The organism is Parafrankia sp. FMc2 (assembly GCF_041008525.1).
Classification (GTDB): Bacteria; Actinomycetota; Actinomycetes; order Frankiales; family Frankiaceae; genus Parafrankia.
On the sequence record NZ_JBFLUG010000040.1, the window covers coordinates 43,007 to 62,784 of the forward strand.

The following is a 19,778-nucleotide window of genomic DNA, read 5'->3' on the forward strand; positions in this document are numbered from 1 at the left end:
CCCCCCGACGAGGTCCGGCCCATCGCGACTCTTCGTGCTGTCAGTCCTCCAGTACCGAGGGACTCCACGAGCATGGGCGCCGACGCCGCCGGATCACCTGCCGGCGCAGCGCGTCGGCCATGTCCGCCTTCCCCGCGTCGTACGCCCCGCGTTCCCCTTCGGTCATCCAGCGCCGGCCGTTGTCCTCCCCGACCGACGCCGGGTCGAGTTCGAGCATGGAGCGCAGGAACGAGCCCGGCAGCTGCCGCCGGGACAGCCGTATCCCAGACGCTTCGTAGACCAGGACCGTGTCCACATCCCCGAAGGACTCGACGAAGCGCAGGCCGGACGGCATGTCCGCCATCGCCGCGTACAGCGCCTGCGCCGACGAGCCGGCCGGTACGACCAGCGCCCAGGCGTCCGCGCCCCACGGCAGCAGGCCCACGCCCGGTTCCCCGTCCGTCTCGCAGGAGCCGCTGGCCCACGTCATCGCGAACCCCCGGACCCGCCGCGAAGATCCGTCCATGTCTGCTCCGTCATGTCCCATCGCACCCGTAGCGCCCCTCATCCGCTCACGTCGCCTCACGGCCTGGACGCCACCCCGTCCCGCGGAGATCCCGACTCGACGCGGAGCGGGGTGGCCTGCGAACAAGACTCGTCCGCATCCGATGCGTCACGAAACGTCAAGTTGGCAAGGCACGGTGTGCATGGAATCCGGCCGGTTCACCGCCTGCCGAGTGGCTGACAGGCGCCATCCGAGCGCCAAAGCGTCAGATCAGCGGCGAACCACCCATACCAAGGTGGCATGGTGGCGCTAGTCTCTGCGTAGCGACCTGACCACCCGCTGACCCTGGCTGTCGGCCCGCACCCGAGGAGATGGCGGATGGCCCAGCCCGCCCCTCCCTACACCGTCTCGCCCGATCTCCTTGCCCGCGAGGAGTTCCGCGCCGCCTGCGAGACCCTGGACTTCCAGGCGATCTTCCGCCTGATGCGCAAGTACGACGGCGCCAGCCAGGACCGCGTGTCCTCCCCCGTCCGCGGCCTCACCCAAAGCCGGGTCAGCCGAGTCATGAGCGGCGAAAGCAACATCACCTCACTCGACCTGGTCGAGCGCATCGCCGACGCGCTACGCATCCCCGGCGCCTACTTCCGGCTCGCACCCCGCCCCTGGGAAGCCGAGACGACCAGAGCCGACGCGCCGCCCTCCCCCGCCCTTGCCGGCATCGGCGACCATCACCGCGCCAGCGCCTACGCGACCACGACCGCCGGTGTGAGCATGCCAGCGCCCCGCGAGCCGGCCGGAGACGTTGAGGATCGCAGCCTGACCATCGACATCGAGGTTGCCGAAGACGGATGGGCGACGCTGACCTACCGGCATGAGCTGTACAACGCCACGGCCACGCCGTTCACCAGACTCAACAGGGAGCTGTGGTTCGAGACCACCAACGGCCCGTTGGACATTGAGGCCCTGCCCTCCCCCGACCGCAACATCATCATTCAGCGCGTCCACGACACCAAGCTCAGCGCCCGCTTCGCCTGCCAGATCTTCCCCGCCATCCAGCCCGGGGAATCCGCGACCGTTGGCTACCGCAGCACCGGCGGACGGTTCGTCTACGACCACTACTGGCGTCAGTCGATCGTCCGCCCCACCGGCACGCTCACCATCCGGCTTCGCCACCAAGGCGTCACGTCCCTGACCCGATGCTCGGCGACCGAGGACCGGCCGGACGGTTCGGAGATCTCCGCGGCCGAAGGTCTGTCCTTCGCCCGCGACGAGACCGGAGTCGTCATCGAGCTGACCCGCCGGAACCTACGACCGAATCAGTTCGTGACGCTGCGATGGGACACCGCGCATGCGTCTACGTGACGAGATCGAGCAGACGCTACGGGCATGGGACGCCTACGAGAAGGCCCGGAAGGCGTCACCGGTCATCGACTTCGACTGCGCGCCAACCGCGGCCAAGGCGCCAGCGGCCCCGAGCCGCCTGGGCGTTCACAGCACACTCACCGAGCTGTACGAGCGAGCCGAGGGTGACGGCGACCAGGTCTGCGCCGAGCAGCTCCGCGCCCACCTGGCCTATCTCGGCGCGTTGCTCGGCGAGCGGCCCCCGCTCGACGACTACCTGACCGCCACCCAGGGATGTTCCGCAGCCGGATGGCCCGAGGAGTACGTGACCGCCGTCGGTGAACGCGCCCGCACGGCCCTGGCCGACATCGGGGTTTCCTGGGATGCCACCACCGACCGCCAGCTACGCGACGCCGAAGGACCTGTCGAGGCAGCCGACGCACCCGAGATGATCCGGACCGCCGCCAGCGAGGCAGAGCCCGCCGTCCGCGCCCTTGCCGAAACAGATGCCCCGTACAACCTGGAGATCACGACCGCCGACGTCGACGCCTACTGGGCCTACTGGCTCGACGGCACCGGCCAGGACGTACGTCTCCGCTTCAACCTGCGCAACGCGGCCTTCACCAAGGTCCGCCTACGCCAGTTCGCCCTACACGAGATCCTCGGACACGCCCTCCAGAGCGCCAGCTACACCGCCACCGCCAGCCGCGCCGATGTCCCGTGGCCGCGTCTGCTGTCGGTCCACGTGCCCTATCAGGTGCTGTTGGAAGGCATCGCGCAGGCCATGCCGCTGTTCGTCACCCCCGACGACACCGCCGTGACCGCCCGAGTCCGCCTGGACCACTACCTACAGCTCATCCGCGCCGACCTGCACCGCGCCATCAACGCCGGAATCCCGGTCGCAGACTGCGTAGACCATGCCCGCGCATGCGTCCCGTTCTGGACCACGGACACCATCGCCGACATCCTCACCGACCGCGGCAACGACCCCCAGCTACGCACCTACCTGTGGGCCTACCCCGCCGGCATCGACTGGTTCGTCAACCTCGCCGACACCGCCGACACCGAAACCGTGGGGAAGGTCTTCCGTGCCGTCTACACCCAGCCCAGCACCCCGCACCAACTCACCCAACTCTGGCCGACTGGACCCCGCATCAGCGGACCCGGCGCCCCTCTTCGTCTACGGAAGCCTTCTCTTCCCTGACGTCCTCCGGGCCCTCATCGACCGCGACCCCCACCGCGTCCCCGTCACCGTCACCGGATGGCAGGTTATCGCTCTCCCAGAGCGGATCTACCCAGGACTCATCCGCGAGCAGGCCGCCACCGCCACGGGACACCTATTCGACGACCTCACGGAAGCCGAGTGGAACACCCTCGACGCCTTCGAGGCCGACATCTACACCCTCAGCCGCATCGGCCTGGACCACGACCGCCACGCATGGGCCTACGCCTGCGCCGAGCCCGCCAAGTTCCTCCCCGCCCAGCCATGGAGCCCTGACGAGTTCGCCCGCGACCACCTACCCAGCTACGTCGAGCGTTGCACCGCATGGCGCCGCCGCCACGAGCAAGGCAGGTAGCCCGCACGTTGCCGAAACTCTCGTTTTAGGATCAAGCGCCACCGACGCCGAACCCGCGCCGCGCGACGGCTGCGCGTGGCGCTGGCGCGCCATGCTCGCCGGTGCGTCGCGGTGTGAGGAACGTTCGGGGACTCCCAGGGCACTTCGATCGACCGCGTTCCAGCCGGTCTGAGACGGCAAGGGGCCGAACGCGACACTTGCGCTGCGATGCGCCCGTGGACGCGGGAATCGTGGCACCAAAACCGGCAGATGTTGCAAATCGACCTATCGGACGCCGCGTAAGGCGGCGATTCGGAGTCCTGCAACAATGACGGCTGTCACGGAAGGGGCGACATATGACCGACGGGGGAGCGTCGGCGGACGGACCGCCAAGCGGCGGGACGCCACCGAGCGGCGCGGCAGGCGGGACCCCACCCGCCGGCACACAGCAAGACGGATTCTGGGGACGTATGAGCCGATCCGACGCGGTCCTCGCTGCTGTCGCTGGCGCTCTCGTCACGGGGATATTTGCAATTCTTGTCCTTTTTATTGGTTCGGCTGGAGATGAAAGCCATCCGCCGACCGAGTTGTCTCCCCCGCCAGCGGCAACGCCGCCAACCCAGCCGGCCTCCACATCGACATCCTTTGGCCCTACATCACCTGTATCATCCTCTGACCCCACATCACCTGCAGCCGGAGAAGTCATGGTTGACGATCCGGCAAGGACAGCTACGATTCGTCCATCGTTAATGCCGCCGCGGACAGCAGCCGCCGATCCGGAACCCTCCAGCACTCCACCCCCCAATGGGCCTCAGGAGATTTACCTCAAAGAAATTAAGTCATTGTCGGGTAACCCCAATTACAAAACCTTGCCTGTCAACGGGATTGAGTACATAAACTCACTTTATGCCGATGTCGGACAAGTATGCGATCCTGCGTCGCGCACCTTTGAGTACAATATTGGAAAGACTTACGACTGGCTCCGTGCCGATATTGGCATTTCAGACAACAGCGCCGACCCGAACAAGCGGGTAGAGTTTGCCGTCTATCTTGACGGCGTCAAAGTATTCAATCGGCAACTTGGCTTGAATGAATCTTTCCCGCTAAATGTCCCCGTGACAAACGTTCTTCGACTCAAGCTGGAACAGACTTACATAACCGCAAAGGGGTGCACGCAGGGATACAACGTCTGGGGAAGCGTGCGCCTTGTTGTGGATCCTTAAGCGATTCAGCAGACCGATCTACAATAAATTCTTAATTCGCGATTCGTCCACTTCGCGATGCAGCATGGCGGCCGGGCTGACAGCCGAGGCGCCAGACGGCCATGGACGCTGGTGGACATCAGCGGATGGAGTGCACCAGTTCTACTGACCCGGTGGACGTCCACGGACGTCAGCGGAAGATCCAAATCTAATCACGGATTAGCTGCTCGTCGCCGTCCGCGTGACAAGCACAGGGCTGCCGCGCAGCTTCCGCTCCTCGGCGCTGACGCGCCTGCGGTGCGGGTCTGCTTGCCAACGAACACCTTGGTCAACATCACCCGTCAATCCAAGATCATGACTGCTGACGAGGCCACGGAACCGTTCCGTGCCTGTTTCGTGGACGCTCGTCAGCAGAGGGAGTCAGCTTTCGGGCGACGCAGCTGCCGGCTGGCCTCTTTTCTTGTCTAGACGCTGCCGGAACTCCTCAAAACGCTTCCGCAGGACATAGACATGATCCAGAAGAGCTTCTGCGAATGTCAGTGCGTCCTCCGCGTCTTGACGGCTTACGGATCTACCAGTGAAATGCGCCCCTTCATTGCCGATCACACGGAGCGCGTTAGCCCACTCCGCAAGCATATCGTCAATAAGTCCGCGCTTCTTGAGCTCAGTCAGACCCCGCGCAAGGATCCGTTCCTGAACTCCTAGATCAATGCAAGTCCCCTCAAGGGTGCGACGCACCATCACCGCGGTCGCAGTGTACAACTTGTTTCTGAAACACGTGCGAGCCTCATCCCATTCTCGCCACAGAGTGTGGGGCACCAGCGTGCTGAGCTGTCGCGCGGCAGGGTATACCGTCAGAGGCCGGTCGTCTTCGTCGAAGCCACCGCCATAGTCTTCACGAATTTGCACCATTGCACCATTGCACTTTGCACATTGGATAAGCGTATGTTCAGTAGCGAGATCAACATCCTCCGAGGGCCCTTGCACTACAATCCCACGCACTTCGCCCGCCGTCACGCTCTCACAGAATGGGCATGATATGGCACGCACTTCAGATTTTTCCACCGCTCCCCGAAACACATCAATCCTAGGTCCAGCGCAAACTCACAGCATCTTATAGACGGAGCCGAGAAACCGATCCCATCCTTTCATTGATATGGGTCGCCGTTACAGCCCGAGACCAGTCAGTGAGCTGCCCCTCCAGGAGCTTCCCTATAAGGTCACTTCGCCAGCCGTAGATTTCCGCCGATATTCCTTGAGTCGTAACATTCGGACCGAATGCCGCCTCTGCCACCTTGGCGATTAGTTTAGGGCGCTCCGGATCCCGGTCGTTCCACCCGGGCTCTCGGACTCTCCATCTCTCACCAGTCTCTCGATCCCTCCTATTTGACATCTGCTTGTATAGGTTTGTCCTCTGGGTACTTTCGACTAGGCCGTTTCTGTAGCCATGCTCGATCAGAGACGCCAAAGACATCCCCCACTTTCTTTTCAGCGGCATCAACGACACGAGCGTCACTTGTCGAGGCCATCCTTCCTGAAGTGCCCCCCTGGGAAGTAGGAATTCGGAGGCGAAAGTATAGGCTTCAGCCTCCAGATCACCTTCCCTCCGGGTCTGATGCATGACGAGATGGCCGAGTTCGTGAGCTACAGAAAGCCTGGTTCTTTCCCAGGAAGAGCTGGATCTGGTTACGACAAGAGGCCTGTCCATTGCATATCCGACCCAGGTTGAGAACGCATCATGATACTTCGCGTGAAGCTCAGCAGAAAAGTCCACCGATGCAACATGGACGCCGCTTCTCTCCAAGAGGCGGACTAGGTGCGGGATCGGCTCATCATCAGCAAGGCCGAAGGCCGATCGGCTAATTCTGGCAGCGTCTGCGGGAGAAGTAGATGGCGAGACTCGCGGAACCTTAACATATGGAAGACGAACATCTTCTTCCGCCCTATGAAGAAGATCTCCGATTAGTCTCGCCCAAGCTACAAGCTGATCCTCTTCCCCTCTCGTCATCCCTTTCTTTGCTCTGAAAAGGAGACTTCCTCGTTGAACAGGCGTTACTGGAGGAGACGTGAGGAAGTCGATGGGAAAATCGACCGCATCCGCCAGCGCGGCGATCCTTTTTTGATTAACCTTCGTCGAGAGGCTATTCTCAAGACGAGAATAGCGGTCGGGAGTCAGGTGCGCCTTCTCCGCGACGCCGCTAGATTTAAGTCTTTGGATTACGCGTGCGTCACGCAGTCGTTCCCCGAATACCTCTTGGTCAGCCTCTACCCCCCAGAGAGGTATCATCGTCGTCACGGCCTTCCTCGTCCTGCTTGTCGGTGATCTCTTCCTCGGCGGCCGGTGCCTCCTGGTCCCAGCGTCCTACCACATCGTCCAGGTCGTCGTCATCATTTGCCGAGCCTGGTGGTGCTATCTGTCGCAGCGGCACCACGTTCGGTGAGATCTCTATTTCATTCACAATCGTCTGATAGTCAGGTTCGCCGCCCACTGACGCTACCTGCGCAACACTGAAACAGCTCAGCTTTCCTTCAGCTTTTTCTTCTTCGTTGTTCCAGATCCACTGATAGTCCCAGTAGACAACGAAGAAGGCGATGGAATTGCCAAACAGATCCACCTCTGCGATCGACTCATCTCGATCAAGCTGATCATCGAACTCAAAGAGGCTTACCTCGTTCTGCAATGCCGGAACTTTCTTGACGCGGGGCCGCTTCCTGAGCGGAGCTGTGACGCCCTCGGAACCGAAAGTCACGCGGACCCAGTCTTGGCCATACGCTGTGACTGCCAGTCCGTCTGCCGCCAGTTCGGCCGACGGGAGCGCCAACTCAATCAACTTGTCCCGCATCATCCCCGACATCGTGCCGCCTTTCGGCGGACGCCGACGTGGTCCGTATAGGCCGGTCGAGTCGTTGACAGCATCTGCGGCGAGGCATCTCAGCACGGCAAGGCCTCGCCCATGGTTGTCCACGAGCGACCTCAGCGCTGGTGGTGACGTCATGAGACAAGTTTGTACCCTATTTTTCACCATCCGGCAAAGATGATCTTAATCCTTGGCGCGTCCGCTCCCCACCCTCCGTTCAAGTGGTCAGGGCTACCCGTAGGTCCTCTCCGGTCCTGTCCCGGGGTCGGGTGGCCGCGCCGCGCGGGGCACAGGTGCCCAAGCTCGTGCCCTGCGGGCAGGGGGGCCGGGCCGACAGTCCATGCGGACATACGGCCGCGGACACTGATAGGCACCAGCGGACGGAGCGCATCAGGCCCGCTGGCCCGGTGGACGACGACGGCCGATCCAGCCCCGACTACAGGTAGCTGCGCCGGTGACTCCAGTTGAGTGCCCATTCCCCGGCTGGGCGCCCGATGATCTGACGGGACAAAGAAATGGGAGGCACGACGACCACCGGCCCGTGGGCGGAAACGGCCGCTGACGCCTCGTGATCCGGCCCGGGTTCTGCCCGCCATGTGCCCGTGAACCATGGTCAACAGTGGGATTCCGTGAGACTCACCGGGACCACACCCCGACGATCACGGCGAAGCATCCGGCCAGGTCAGGCAATGTTCACCGAGGTCAGGAGGACCACATGGCGCCGGGCCGATCGGCAGCCCGCGTAGTTTTCAAGACCGCCGCCATCGGCCACTAGGCGAGCCCTCCTGACCTCGCGGTTCAGGCGGTTGCGCCCCGGTTCGCCCGGTGTGCCGTTCCGTGCCTGCTCCGCGTGGCCGTCCGTGCCGTCGCCGGACGGGCGGCCATGGTCGAGTATCGCAGCTTCGGCCGCGGGAGTGCCGAGCGCCTGTTCAACGGGGGCCGGTAGCGAAGGGATTGCCGCTGCGCGGCGGAGGGCACGCCGAGATGGTGACCAGAAGCGACGTCCCGCAGACCACGAACCGGTCGGCCGCCGCGGCGGCCGGCTGCGGCGACGACGACCGGACTGTTCCGGAGGTCGACGACGCGACCGCGGTTGCTACCGGCAAGCTGAGCGAGGCACTGGAGTGGGTGGAACGGGCCCGCGGCGCGTTGTACTCGTTCCATCATCTTTCCGGGCGTGCCGACATCATTCTGGGCGAGGCACTCGAGGCACTGCGGGAGGCCGGTCACGAGCGTGTTGCCGCCGAGGTCCGGAAGGAACTGCACGGGCGCAATGTCCTCGATGGCAGGTGGACCTTCCAGATCGTCGAGGAGTACGACGCGCTGTACTACCGGCCCTTCGTGACGACGGAGGAGCGGGTGCGCGGTCAGCTCGTCGGCGGGCACCGGCATGTTCACGAGGCCCGGATGAAGGCCGACGAGCGCACCGGGGCCGGGCGCGACCGCTGGGGGTCAGGCGCCTGACCCCCGGTGGGTCCCGGGCCACCGGAGGACCACAGGCCGTCCACGTCGTCGCAGGCGGGCCGTTCGAGTGCGAGCGCGGCGGCCGTCATCATCGGCTCGATGCCCCGCAGGATGTCGATGTAGGCCGCGCGGGCGGCGAGCGCGATGCCGGCGATCATCTCCGGCATCGGGCCGGTCCCGGGGCCCGTGGTCCCGGGCCTCGTGGCCCCGGGCCCCGCGTCGGTGCCACCCGCGTTGGCGCCCCCCGCGTCAGTGCTTCGCAGCAGGGCCAGACCCGCCGGGCCGCCCCTGCCCGGGGTCAGGTCGGGGGCCGGTGGTCGGCCGGCGGCGCCGAGGGCGTCCGCGAAACGGCGGTACCAGAAGCACAGGCCTTCGATGTCCTGGGAGAGGGCGGCCCGAGCCGCCGGGAAGGCAGCGCCGAACGCGGTACCCCTGTCGATCTCCGGCAGGTCCGCGGGCCAGGGGACGTCCCCCTGTCGCAACAGCTGGGCCGTGCGGCGGATGCGCTGGGCGCCGGCGACGATCATCATCAGGGCGTCGATGTCGAACCGCTCCGGCGGGTCCTCGACGAGGAAGTGCCGCACGGCGTCGTCGAGGAGCCGTCCGGCGCGAACGGCGCCGCGGGCGGCGCGGGCCGCCTCGTCCGGCGTCCGGCCGGGTTGCCGTTGTTCGTGGGGCAGGTTGGAGGCGGCGAGGACGAGGAAGTGTACGGCGCTCAGGTAGGCGGCCCGGGCCCGAGCCCGCAGGACGGCGACCGCGCCGCGCGGCCACAGCAGCGCACCGGCCGCGATGCTGACGGCGAACCCGATGATCACATCCTCGATCCGGACGATCCCGATCCGCCATCCCTCGGGCTCCACGATGTTGAACAGCAGGATCACCGTGGCCGTGAAGCCAGCCTGCCCGAGCGCGAAGGCGCCCAGCCGGCGCGCGTAGCTCCCGAGGAAGACAGCGAGCGGGAGCAGTGCCCACAGGCCTGCGGTCGTGTCGCCGGCGACAATGACCACGAGGCCGCCCGCCGCGATGCCGATCACGGTGCCCGCCAGCGCCCGCAGGGCGGCCGAGGTGGTTGCCATCGCGTTGGTGCGCAGCACGGACAGGGTCCCCAGGACCACCCAGAACGCGTGGTCGACACCGACGACCTGGGCTATGACCACCGCGAGCGCGATCCCCAGGGCCTTGCGCACACTGTTGCGGAACCACACCGAGCGGGTGCTGGCGTAGCCGACGGCGAGATCGGTCGCCACCCTTCCTCGCTCCCGGGCCCAGCTCCGCAGCCGGGTCAGCTCCGTCGCGGGCAGGCTGCCGGGCACCCGGCCTGGACGGCGGCTGGGAGCGGTGGCCTTCAGGACGTTCAGGGCCAGATCACGGGTGCCGCGTGCCAGCCGGCGCAGGCGGAACGCCTCCGCGGCTGCGACCGCCGGGGGGCTGTGCACTGGCACGTCGGCCGCAGCGGATGTCCCCCACTCGCCAGGATGGTCGGCGCCGGCGGCCCGTGCCGGGGATGCGGGGACGTCCTGACTCCGGAGGTATCGCAGGAGTGCCGCGCGCATGGCCCGTTCGGACCGTTCCAGCCGGGCCATCCCGAGGCGGTCGTCGGTCTGGTGGGCGTCACCGGGCCGGGGCCCGCCCCGGGATCTGTGCCGGAGTCCGCGCCGGTGGTGCCGCGAGGGCTCGATCCTGGTCGCGACCGCACGCAGGGTCGCCGCGACCGCCTCGTGGACCTCGGCGGCCTCGGCGGGAAAGCAGGCCCGGGCGGTCCGGTCCCGCTCGGGCCAGGGCAACGCGAACGGGAGCAGCCAGTTGAGGTCGATGAAGACGTAGCCGAGTGCCGCGGCCCGTCCACCCAGCCCGGTCGGGCGGTGGGCCGTCGCGGCGAACTCCCGCCGCAGCCGCAGCAGTTCCGTCCAGACCCGCGCTGTCTCGTCAGCGTCGGGGTCCGCCTCGTCAGCGTCGGGGTCCGCGCCGGCGTGCTCGCCGCCGGCGGCAGGCTCCCGGCTGGCGGTGTGCTCCCGGCTGGCGGCAGGCGGCCAGGTCACGCCGTCGGCGAGGGCTCGGGAGGCGGCGGCGATGTTGGCACGCAGCCTGTCGGGTGGGCGGCGTGGCCACAGCACCAGCACGGCGGCGATCGACGCCGCGGCGCCGAGCCCCCACCCGGCCAGGCGCTCGGGGATCGCCGCGAGCGGGCCGGGCGTCATCACTGACAGCACGAACGCGAGCAGAGCGGAGCGGCCCGCAACCGCGACATAGGGGTTGAGAACCCCGGCGAACATGACGACGAAGGAAACGACCGCCGAGGCGACGGCCGCCAGCACCAGTACCCGCGAGCAGAGCGTGCCCAGCACGATCAGCAGCGCACCGCTCGCCGTGAGCATCAGGTAGGCGCGCAGCCGTTCCCGCCTGGCGCCTTCGAAGTCGACGAACTCGAGCAGCGCGATGACCCCGAACCAGGCGAAGAGGCACATCCGCACGTTGCCGACGAACGCGATCGCACCCACCAGGACGACGGGCGCCACGATCGCGACCCGGGCCGCCGAGGTGAGGCAGAAGTGCCCGGGGTCATGGGTGCCCAGCCACCGCAACCACCGCCACCGTCGCCGTCGCATCGGGGTAGGCGCTACCCGGCTGGGAGCTCACGATGCGCGTACCGCCGGATCGCTCGCCCCGGCCGGATGGTCCGGCCCCACCGGGGCGAGCGTTCAGGCGCGTGGATCAGGCCTGGGTAGCAGCGGCTGCTCAGGCGTCCCGACGCTTCGCGGCGATGAGACCGGCTGCCAGCAGAACCAGGCAGACCACCGTGAAGTAGACCAACGATCCCCAGGGGCCGAAGGGCAGCCCCTCGATGACCGGCGGGCCGTCGCTGGCCTCCGGCTGGCCCGCGACGATGAAGTTGTTCCCGACGATGAAGGGCAGCCAGTCCCGGATGTGATCCCCGATCCGGGGGATGACGGGCAGCAGGCTCTCGGCGAGGAACAGGTACACCAGCATGATCACGATTGCGCCGGCCGTGTGCCTGATCAGCAGGGCCAGGCCGATCGCGAAGACCGCGGCGAGCAGGTAGATCAGCCCGACGCCGAAGACGTTGCGGTACTCCTGGCTGGTGTCCAGCGCGAGCGGAGCATCAGGCTGGATGACCTTCGCGAGGCCCCAGGACCCGATTGCCGTGATCTCCCCGACGATGCCGGCGAGACCGGCGACGACCACGGTCTTCGCCAGCAGCGCGGGGGTACGGCCGGGGACAGCGAGGAACGTCGACCGGATCGTCCCGAACCGGTACTCGGTGGTGACGGTCAGCGCCGCCATCACCATCATCACGACGAGCCCGAAGTTGTAGGCGAACTGGGTGGTCGCCGGCGTAAGGCTGTCCAGGTCGTCCGATGTGGTCGCCGCGCTGAAGATGGCGGTGAGGCCGACGGTCAGCGCCACCGCGATGATCATGCACCACCACGGGGAACGGGTGGAGAAGAGCTTGATCCGCTCGACAGTCAGCAGCGTCATGGCTTACCCGCCCTCCGGGCCTCGGCCCCGGGCTGCGGGGCAGGTGGGGCGGGCGCCCCGGCCGGGCCTCCGGAAACCCCAGGGGTGACTGGACCCGGCAGCACCGGGCCGGTGCCGGAACCGGGCGGTGGCACGGTGCCCGGCGGCGGGAAGGCCGCCGATGGCCCGCCCGGGCCACCTGGACCGCCTGGCCCGCCCGGCCCGCCCGGCGCAGCACCAGCCGCGGTGTGGCCGCCCGCCTGGTACTCGACGTCCCCACCGGTCATCTGGATGAAGGCCTGTTCCAGGGAGCCGCGGGACTCGGTGAGCTCGTGCAGCACCAGGCCGACCGTGCCCGCCAGCTCGCCGACCTGCTCGGTGGAGGTGCCCCGGACGACCAGCGCCGCTGGGGAGTCCTCGGTGGCCGGAGCCTCCTGAACTGCCAGGCCCTGCCCGGTCAGCACGCCGTAGAGACGGGCCAGCTCAGGCCCGCGCACTCGCACCGAGGAGTCGGAGGCCGACTCGATGAAGCTCTTGGTACTGGTCTGGGCGATGAGCCGACCGCGACCGATGACGATGAGTTCCTGCGCCGTCAGCGCCATCTCCGACAGCAGATGGCTGGAAACGAACACCGTGCGGCCCTCGTGCGCCAGCCGGTGCATGAACTGGCGGATCCAGAGAATGCCCTCCGGGTCGAGACCGTTCACGGGCTCGTCAAAGAGAAGGACTCCGGGGTCGCCCAGCAGCGCGACCGCGATGCCCAGGCGCTGGGCCATTCCGAGCGAATAGCCCCCGGCCCGGCGTCCGGCGACGCCGGTGAGGCCGACGATCTCCAGCACCTCGTCGACCCGCTTCGCCGGAATGCGGTTGGCCGCCGCCATCCAGCGCAGGTGCGACCGCGCCGAGCGATTGGGGTGCACCCATTTCGCCTCCAGCAGCGCGCCCACCTCACGCAGCGGCTCCTTGAGATCCGCGTAGCGGCGGCCGCCGATGCGGACGTCGCCGGCCGAGGGGTGGTCGAGCCCGAGGATCATCCGCATTGTCGTCGACTTCCCGGCGCCGTTGGGGCCGAGAAAACCGGTCACCTTGCCGGGCTGAACATTGAATGTCAGGGCGTTGACCGCTGTGGTCCGCCCGTAGCGCTTCGTCAGCCCGCGTGCCTCGATCATCACGCTCCTCTCATGGTCCGAGTCGGGCTCCGGCGGCCCCGTCTGCCCGCCGCCGCTGACCAGATGGTTGCATCGCCAGCCGACACTTCCGGAGCATGGGGGTCACCGAAAGACATGTGGCCTGTCGGGAGCCCGACAGGCCACATGTTTCCGGTCGCCGCCTGAACAAATCCCGTCCAGTACACACGGGACGGAACTCGTCGGCCATCGGGCTGTCCCCCGAGGCCAGGGTACGGTCAGCCGGAATGTCGCTCGGACGCGCCGAGGCGCCCACTGGCATGATCTGGCCGGCGCACGGGCCCGGGTACGTGCCCGCAGGCGGCTGAGCTCGGTTCGGAGAGGAGCGGGGCCCGGCGCAGGCGCCGGGCCGCACCGCCTCAGCCAGCTGCCCCGGAAGGCGCCCCCGCCACGGCGGCCGGCCTCAGGTCGAGGCCCGTGGCCAGCGCGCGCCACTGCTCGCGCGGCAGATCCCTGCCCCCGGTGAGGAGCTGCACGGCCACGTGGTTGGCGCCGGCAGCGCGGTGCTCGTCGAGCCGTGCCCGGACAGTCTCCATGTCGCCCCACGCGACCAGTGCGTCAACCAGGCGATCGCTGCCACCCGCCGTGAGATCCGCGTCGGTGAAGCCGAGCCGGCGCAGGTTGTTCGTGTAGTGCGGCAGGTCGAGGTACGGCGAGAGAGCGGCCCGGGCGATCCCCCGGGCACGGTCGGAGTCCGCCTCGAGGACGACCTTCTGCTCGGGGGCGAGGAAGGCGCCCGGCCCGAGGATCTCCCGTGCCCGCCCGGTGTGCTCCGGAGTGACGAGGTAGGGGTGCGCGCCGGCGGAACGCCGGGCGGCCAGCCCGAGCATGCGCGGCCCGAGGGCGGCCAGCACCCGGGCGGACTGCGGGATACCGACCGCGTCGAGCGCATCCAGGTAGGAGACGACGGCGTTCAGCGGACTGCTGTAGCGCCGACCGGTCATGGCCTCGACCGCGCGCGCGTGCCCCGCGCCGATGCCGAGCAGCAGGCGCCCGGGGTGCGCTTTCTCGAGCATGCCGTAGGTGTCTGCCAACAGGTCGACCGGCTCGGTCCAGATGTTGAGGATCCCGGTGCCGACGCACAGGTGCTCGGTGGCTTCCAGCACCGCTGCCGGCAGCTCGAGGTCCGCCGTGGCGCCGCCCAGCCAGACCATGCCGTAGCCCAGCTCCGCGAGCTCCTGAGCGGTGTCGCGGCGCTCAGCCGTGCCGTGTGGCCACTGCCCGGCGGACATCCAGAGCCCGGTCCTGGCGACATTCATGGTCACTCGTGATCCCTTCTCGCTGGTCACATCGTCGTCGTCGACGCCGCGATCCGATCGGGTCGTCCTTACCCGATGCCGCGCTCCTCCTCACGTCTCGGTGTGGTCCTGCTGGATGTGCCATCGGCGTCGAGCGATGGACATCGGGGACATCTGTTCCGTTGATGTGACGAGTCGGCTGGCCCCCGGATCGCCGCCGCCGGAGTTCCGGGAAGACCGGAACACGTGCCTCCGGAGAAACTGACGGGGTTTTCGCCCGGGAGCCGGTGTAGCGCCACAGCAGCGGCTCGGGTGAGATGGGCCCTGTGACGACCATAGCCAGCAGAGGGGACAATCGTCACCGTCAGCACGGACCGAGTGACCCCCGCGCGACGGTCGACCGGCCGGTGCCGGGTGGCAGCAACCCAGGTAGCGGCGTTGGCACGGCCCGCCCGGGTGCCCTTCCGCACGTACCCCGACGACCGGCCCGAACGGGCCGGTCAGGCATCTCACCGATCACCGCGAGGCCCCTGGACATCCCGCGCCTGTAACGGAGCCCGTCGCGCGCCCGAGCGCGCAGGGTCGCCGCCAGGCTCCCTCGGGCGCTCCGCTCCCGCCGACTGTCAACAGGGCGTCCACAGGCAGCCCGTGGGCGGCCCGTGGTCTGATCATCGGGCGTATGCCTATCCACCAGGCATTTCGCGGCACGGCGAGCCCGTGGACACCTGCGGGACCGATGCGGGCGTCCACAGCTCTCCACACACTTTCCACAAGTTATCCACAGGCTGTGGTGAACTCGGATGGCGGGGCCGGCACATCCGGCGATACGGGACGTCCGCGCGCCACCGGAGGGGCCCGGCGGTGCGCGGTGCGCGGAACGGGTACTCGGGCCCCGGGCGGATGCGGGGGCACGTCCTCAGGCGGGGATCTGCAGGTCGGGAACCGCGATGGTCTGCGACGCGGCGGCCTCCGGGCGAAGGTCGTCGAGGTCCAGCGGATGCGCGGGCGGCCCGGCCACGACCACCCGGGAGGTCACCGTGAGGTCCGGGCCCACATGGAGCAGTTCGCCACTGGCCATGAGACGCCAGCGCGGGTCCTCGTCCATGCGCTCGCTCTCCACCACCACCGCCGGCCGGGTCGTCAGGTCGAGCGACCGGACCCGGATCTCGCTGAACGGGCTGGCATGGTCGAGGTGGCGCTGGTTACGCCCGCCCGGTGCCCGCTGGAGCACGTGTAGCCCGTTCGTGTCCGGGTACCGCAACGCCCACAGGTCGTGCCGGGTCGCCAGCACCATGTTGATCGAGTAGAGCGGGAGGTGTTCGGCGATCCAGTTCGCGGCGGCGGTGATGCCCTCGCCGACGTCACCGTCCCGAGCCGCGATCTCCCTGGTGATCAGGGTGAAGTACCGCTCCGAGTCGGTGTCGCCCGCCACGCCCGCGCGGGCTTCGCCGAGTTCGGCGTCCAGTTTGTCCAGGCCCTCGATCACGCCGTTGTGCGCGAAGATCCGCCCTTCCTGCAGGAACGGGTGGGTGTTGCGGTCGTCCACCCGCCCCGTCGAGGCGTGCCGGACGTGCGCGACGAACGTCGAGGAGACCACCTGCTGGCCCTCCCGCGCGAACGCGGTGTCGGCGCGGGAGTGAATCGCCTGCCGGGCCACCCGCGGAGTGCCATCCGCCTCGAAAGCGCCGAAGCCGGCGCCGTCCGGCGGGCGACGGGTCTGCGCCCGCGGGTTGTCCGGCGCGTCGAGCAGCCAGAAGGTCGCCTCGATCCGCTCGGGGCCGCTGCTCATGGCGAACAGATGGCACATACAAGACCTCCCCGCGCCCCGGTGCGTACCGCGAGCGCTGATCAACCGGCCACATGGTCACAGCCACCAGAATCCGCTGGCGCACAGGGGCCCGCGGGCAGGGATGCCCGTCCCGCCCGAAATCCTGCACGCTGCCCGGAACCTGCCCAGGATCACCTCTGTCACGCCGGAACCGAGCGCCTGCCGACCACCAGCGGGCCACCCCGTACCCGCACCCCGGCCCCGGGTTGCGCCCGACCGGTATCCGACCGGACCCGCGCCACGCCCACGGGCGGGTCAGCCACCCCGCCACAGGGCCCTCAGCCAGCCAGTATCCGCCTGTTCCGCCCCCGCCCCCGCCCCACGCGCAGGACGCGGGCCGGACGCGGGCCGGGTTTGCGCTGTGCCGACGGAGAACCCCTGCGGACAGAATCCGTCCGCCGGCCCGGGCACACTGATGGGCATGCTGGAGACCTCCGCGCGGCTGCTCCGGTTGCTCTCGCTGCTACAGACCCAGCGCGACTGGTCGGGCCCCGACCTCGCCGAGCGGCTCGGCGTCACTCCTCGCACCGTCCGGCGAGACGTTGAGAAGCTGCGCGGCCTGGGCTATCCGGTGCATGCCGCCTCCGGTGTCGCCGGCGGGTACCGCCTCGGCGCGGGTGCGCGACTCCCTCCCCTGCTCCTCGACGACGACGAGGCGGTCGCCGTGGCGGTGAGTCTGCGCACGGCCACAGCCGGCTCGGTCGAAGGCATCGCGGAGTCGTCCGTCCGCGCCCTGAGCAAGTTGGAGCAGGTGCTGCCGGCCAGACTGCGGCACCGGGTGCAGGCCCTGCATTCCGTCACCGTGCCTCTGCACGGCACCAACCCCTCCGCGGTCGACCCGGAGGTGCTGATGGCCGTCGCCACCGCCTGCCGCGAGCACCAGGTTCTGCGGTTCGACTACCGCGACCACGACGGCGCACAGACGTCCCGCCGCACCGAGCCGCACACCCTCGTCCACACCGGCTGGCGCTGGTATCTCGTCGCCTGGGACCTCGCCCGCGACGACTGGCGCAACTTCCGGCTCGACCGGATCTCGCCGAAGACCCCGACAGGCCCGGCATTCCCGCCGCGGGAGCCACCGGCGGACGACATCAGGGACTACGCCTCGTGGTCCGTGTCGACCGCGGGCTATCGCTTCCAGGCGCATGTGCGCTTCCACGCGGCCGCCGAGGTGATCGCCCGCTCCACCACACCGTCCACCATGACCATCGAACCGGTGGATGACGAGACCTGTCTGGTCCGGACCGGCTCCAACTCGCTGGACTCGCTGGCCCTCTACCTGTCCCTCCTCGGCGTGGACTTCGAGGTGCTCGAGCCGCCGGAGCTGGTCGAACACGTCCGGGTGCTGGCCGGCCGGCTGGACCGGGCCAGCCGGCCGCGCGACCTTCCCGACCAGCCAATATGATGGGAAACGGACATCGGCGATCCGTACGCCGGCTATCCCGTAGAGCCATGATCGGTTCCCACCGTGACGGTCGTGGCGGCGCGCAGGCGGCGCCCGGAGGGCACGATGAGCAGCACGCTACCCACGACGACCGGCCCGGACCGGCAACCGCCGCTCCCTGACCCGCTGCCGTCCGGCTGGTCCGCGGGGTTCGCGGGGTCCATGGGGTTCGCGGGGTCCATGCCGGGCCACGGCACCTCCGCACCCGGCGCCGTCACCACCGCACCCTGGGACGCGATCTTCACTCCGCTCGCCACCACCGACCCGTACGAGATCAGCGGCTATCCGCTCCAGGCACGCATCGGTGAGGGCGGCATGGGCGCCGTCTACCTCTCGCGCACTCCCGGTGGGCGTCCGCTGGCGGTCAAGGTCGTGCGCCCGGAGTTCGCCACCGACCCCGACTTCCGCGCGCGTTTCGCCAAGGAGGTCGCGATTGCGCAGCGGGTGCAGGGCCCGTACACGGTGCCGGTCATCGACGCGGACGCCGCCGCCGCGCGCCCGTGGATCGCGACCGCCTACGTACCCGCCCCATCCCTCGCGATTGCCGTGGCCCGCACCGGCGCGCTGCCAGCACCGAGCGTCCTGCTGCTCATCGCCGGCATCGCCGAAGCGCTCGAGTCCATCCACCGGGCCGGTGTCGTCCACCGCGATCTGAAGCCCGGGAACGTCATCCTCGCCCCGGACGGCCCACGTGTCATCGACTTCGGGGTCGCCCGCGCCATCGACGCCGCGACCGCCGCGATGACCCAGACCGGGGCCCGGCTGGGCACCCCGGCGTTCATGGCACCCGAGCAGGTCCAGGGCCGGCAGCTGGACCAGCCGGGCGATGTGTTCGCGCTCGGCGCCACCGCCTACTTCGCCCTCACCGGACGTCCCCCGTTCGGGGTGGACGCGGCGGTGTTCCACCGCATCGAGCACCAGCAGCCCGACTGGGACGGCTGCCCGGACGATCTGCGCGACATCCTGGCGCGGTGCATGGCGAAGGACCCAGCCGCGCGCCCGACCCCCGCCGAGCTGATCACCCTCTGCGGCTCCACCAGCCCCGTCGGACGTCTCACCGCCGGCACCGGCCAGCACCCCGACAGCGGCTGGCTGCCACCCACCGTCGCCGCGGAGATCACTCGCTACCGGCTCGCGCCGGTACCGGCGTCCCCTCCCCCGAACGGGGGACCGCCGGAGCCACCGACCTATGTTCCCGGCGCGGCGTCCGCGGGGCCGGCCGGGGCGACGGGTACCCCGCCGGCGCGGGCCCCGCGCGGCGGCCCACTCGGCCCATCCGCCAGGCCGTCCCGCGGGCATGGCGGCACCCGCCGGCCGTCGTTCCTCGGCGCCGTGGGCGCGGTCGCCTTCATCGTGGTGTGCGCACTCGCCGCGATCCTGCTCACCCGCTCCGGCGCCCCATCCCCGTCAGCCCCCATGGAAGCCTCGGCCGGTGCACCCGGCCCGCCCCCGGCGACGGAGTTGCCAGGGCCCGTGGATCCGAAGGGCGGCGGACCCGGCGCCGGCGTGACCGCACCCGGACCCGCGTTCCCCAGCCCCGACCCCGGTCAGGCCGGCCTGCCGCCGCCAGGCCCGGGGTCGGTCAACGCGCCAGGCGGTGGAGCCGGCACCGCGCAGAACCAGCCCGGCACAGCACCGGGCCCTTATACACATCCCCGAACCCACGAGACCAGAACGGAACGCGTATGCGGTCTTCTGC

At 68.8% G+C, this 19,778-nt stretch carries 16 protein-coding genes; 7 read left to right on the forward strand and 9 right to left on the reverse strand.

Going from position 1 to position 19,778, the window contains the following annotated elements; genetic code table 11:
- Positions 1 to 40: 40 nt before the first annotated feature.
- Positions 41 to 505: a hypothetical protein gene (locus AB1460_RS16175; RefSeq protein WP_368962191.1), complete on the reverse strand. Its 465-nt coding sequence runs from the start codon at positions 503 to 505 to the stop codon at positions 41 to 43.
- Positions 506 to 862: 357 nt separating this feature from the next.
- Between AB1460_RS16175 and AB1460_RS16180 the strand changes: the two genes are divergently transcribed.
- The 4 genes from AB1460_RS16180 (at position 863) to AB1460_RS16195 (ending at position 4,604) form a co-directional block, all read left to right on the forward strand.
- Positions 863 to 1,846 (forward strand): helix-turn-helix domain-containing protein, encoded by a 984-nt coding sequence (locus AB1460_RS16180; RefSeq protein ID WP_368962192.1) that lies wholly within the window; start codon positions 863 to 865, stop codon positions 1,844 to 1,846.
- A complete protein-coding gene (locus AB1460_RS16185; protein WP_368962193.1) occupies positions 1,833 to 3,029 on the forward strand; it encodes a hypothetical protein in 1,197 nt (398 codons plus the stop codon). The genes AB1460_RS16180 and AB1460_RS16185 overlap by 14 nt, the downstream gene beginning before the upstream one ends.
- The gene (locus AB1460_RS16190; RefSeq protein ID WP_368962194.1) at positions 2,914 to 3,402 is read left to right on the forward strand and encodes a gamma-glutamylcyclotransferase family protein; all 489 of its coding nucleotides are present in this window, start codon (positions 2,914 to 2,916) and stop codon (positions 3,400 to 3,402) included. Before AB1460_RS16185 ends, AB1460_RS16190 begins: the two co-directional genes overlap by 116 nt.
- 683 nt (positions 3,403 to 4,085) lie before the next feature.
- On the forward strand, positions 4,086 to 4,604 hold the full coding sequence (locus tag AB1460_RS16195) for an NPCBM/NEW2 domain-containing protein (protein ID WP_368962195.1): 519 nt from the start codon (positions 4,086 to 4,088) through the stop codon (positions 4,602 to 4,604).
- A gap of 399 nt (positions 4,605 to 5,003) precedes the next feature.
- On the opposite strand, the gene AB1460_RS16200 is transcribed toward AB1460_RS16195, so the two are convergent.
- The 3 genes from AB1460_RS16200 to AB1460_RS16210 all read right to left on the reverse strand — a co-directional run bounded on the left by AB1460_RS16200 (position 5,004) and on the right by AB1460_RS16210 (position 7,438).
- Positions 5,004 to 5,495, reverse strand: coding sequence for a DUF4145 domain-containing protein (locus tag AB1460_RS16200; protein ID WP_368962197.1), 492 nt, complete (start codon positions 5,493 to 5,495; stop codon positions 5,004 to 5,006).
- A 202-nt stretch (positions 5,496 to 5,697) separates the two neighbouring features.
- Complete coding sequence (locus AB1460_RS16205) at positions 5,698 to 6,870, reverse strand: helix-turn-helix domain-containing protein (protein ID WP_368962212.1); 1,173 nt, start codon at positions 6,868 to 6,870, stop codon at positions 5,698 to 5,700.
- Positions 6,842 to 7,438 (reverse strand): hypothetical protein, encoded by a 597-nt coding sequence (locus tag AB1460_RS16210; RefSeq protein ID WP_368962199.1) that lies wholly within the window; start codon positions 7,436 to 7,438, stop codon positions 6,842 to 6,844. The genes AB1460_RS16205 and AB1460_RS16210 overlap by 29 nt, the downstream gene beginning before the upstream one ends.
- A gap of 987 nt (positions 7,439 to 8,425) precedes the next feature.
- Between AB1460_RS16210 and AB1460_RS16215 the strand changes: the two genes are divergently transcribed.
- Entirely contained in the window at positions 8,426 to 8,905 is a 480-nt protein-coding gene (locus AB1460_RS16215) for a hypothetical protein (RefSeq protein WP_368962200.1), read from the forward strand.
- Here the strand turns inward: AB1460_RS16215 and AB1460_RS16220 are convergent.
- The 5 genes from AB1460_RS16220 to AB1460_RS16240 form a co-directional block, all read right to left on the reverse strand.
- Positions 8,836 to 11,487 carry an FUSC family protein gene (locus AB1460_RS16220; protein ID WP_368962202.1) on the reverse strand — a complete coding sequence of 884 codons (2,652 nt, stop codon included), beginning with the start codon at positions 11,485 to 11,487 and terminating at the stop codon, positions 8,836 to 8,838. The two genes, AB1460_RS16215 and AB1460_RS16220, sit on opposite strands and share 70 nt — an antisense overlap.
- Before the next feature lie 154 nt (positions 11,488 to 11,641).
- Positions 11,642 to 12,403, reverse strand: a complete 762-nt coding sequence (locus tag AB1460_RS16225) for an ABC transporter permease (protein ID WP_368962203.1) — start codon at positions 12,401 to 12,403, stop codon at positions 11,642 to 11,644.
- Positions 12,400 to 13,551: an ATP-binding cassette domain-containing protein gene (locus AB1460_RS16230; RefSeq protein WP_368962204.1), complete on the reverse strand. Its 1,152-nt coding sequence runs from the start codon at positions 13,549 to 13,551 to the stop codon at positions 12,400 to 12,402. Before AB1460_RS16230 ends, AB1460_RS16225 begins: the two co-directional genes overlap by 4 nt.
- Positions 13,552 to 13,928: 377 nt before the next feature.
- On the reverse strand, positions 13,929 to 14,834 hold the full coding sequence (locus tag AB1460_RS16235) for an LLM class F420-dependent oxidoreductase (RefSeq protein ID WP_368962205.1): 906 nt from the start codon (positions 14,832 to 14,834) through the stop codon (positions 13,929 to 13,931).
- An 889-nt stretch (positions 14,835 to 15,723) separates the two neighbouring features.
- Positions 15,724 to 16,614: a class II glutamine amidotransferase gene (locus AB1460_RS16240; protein WP_368962206.1), complete on the reverse strand. Its 891-nt coding sequence runs from the start codon at positions 16,612 to 16,614 to the stop codon at positions 15,724 to 15,726.
- A 442-nt stretch (positions 16,615 to 17,056) separates the two neighbouring features.
- Between AB1460_RS16240 and AB1460_RS16245 the strand changes: the two genes are divergently transcribed.
- The gene (locus tag AB1460_RS16245; RefSeq protein ID WP_368962213.1) at positions 17,057 to 18,040 is read left to right on the forward strand and encodes a helix-turn-helix transcriptional regulator; all 984 of its coding nucleotides are present in this window, start codon (positions 17,057 to 17,059) and stop codon (positions 18,038 to 18,040) included.
- A 105-nt stretch (positions 18,041 to 18,145) separates the two neighbouring features.
- A partial coding sequence (locus tag AB1460_RS16250; protein WP_368962207.1) for a serine/threonine protein kinase occupies positions 18,146 to 19,778 on the forward strand: 1,633 nt, incomplete at its 3' end.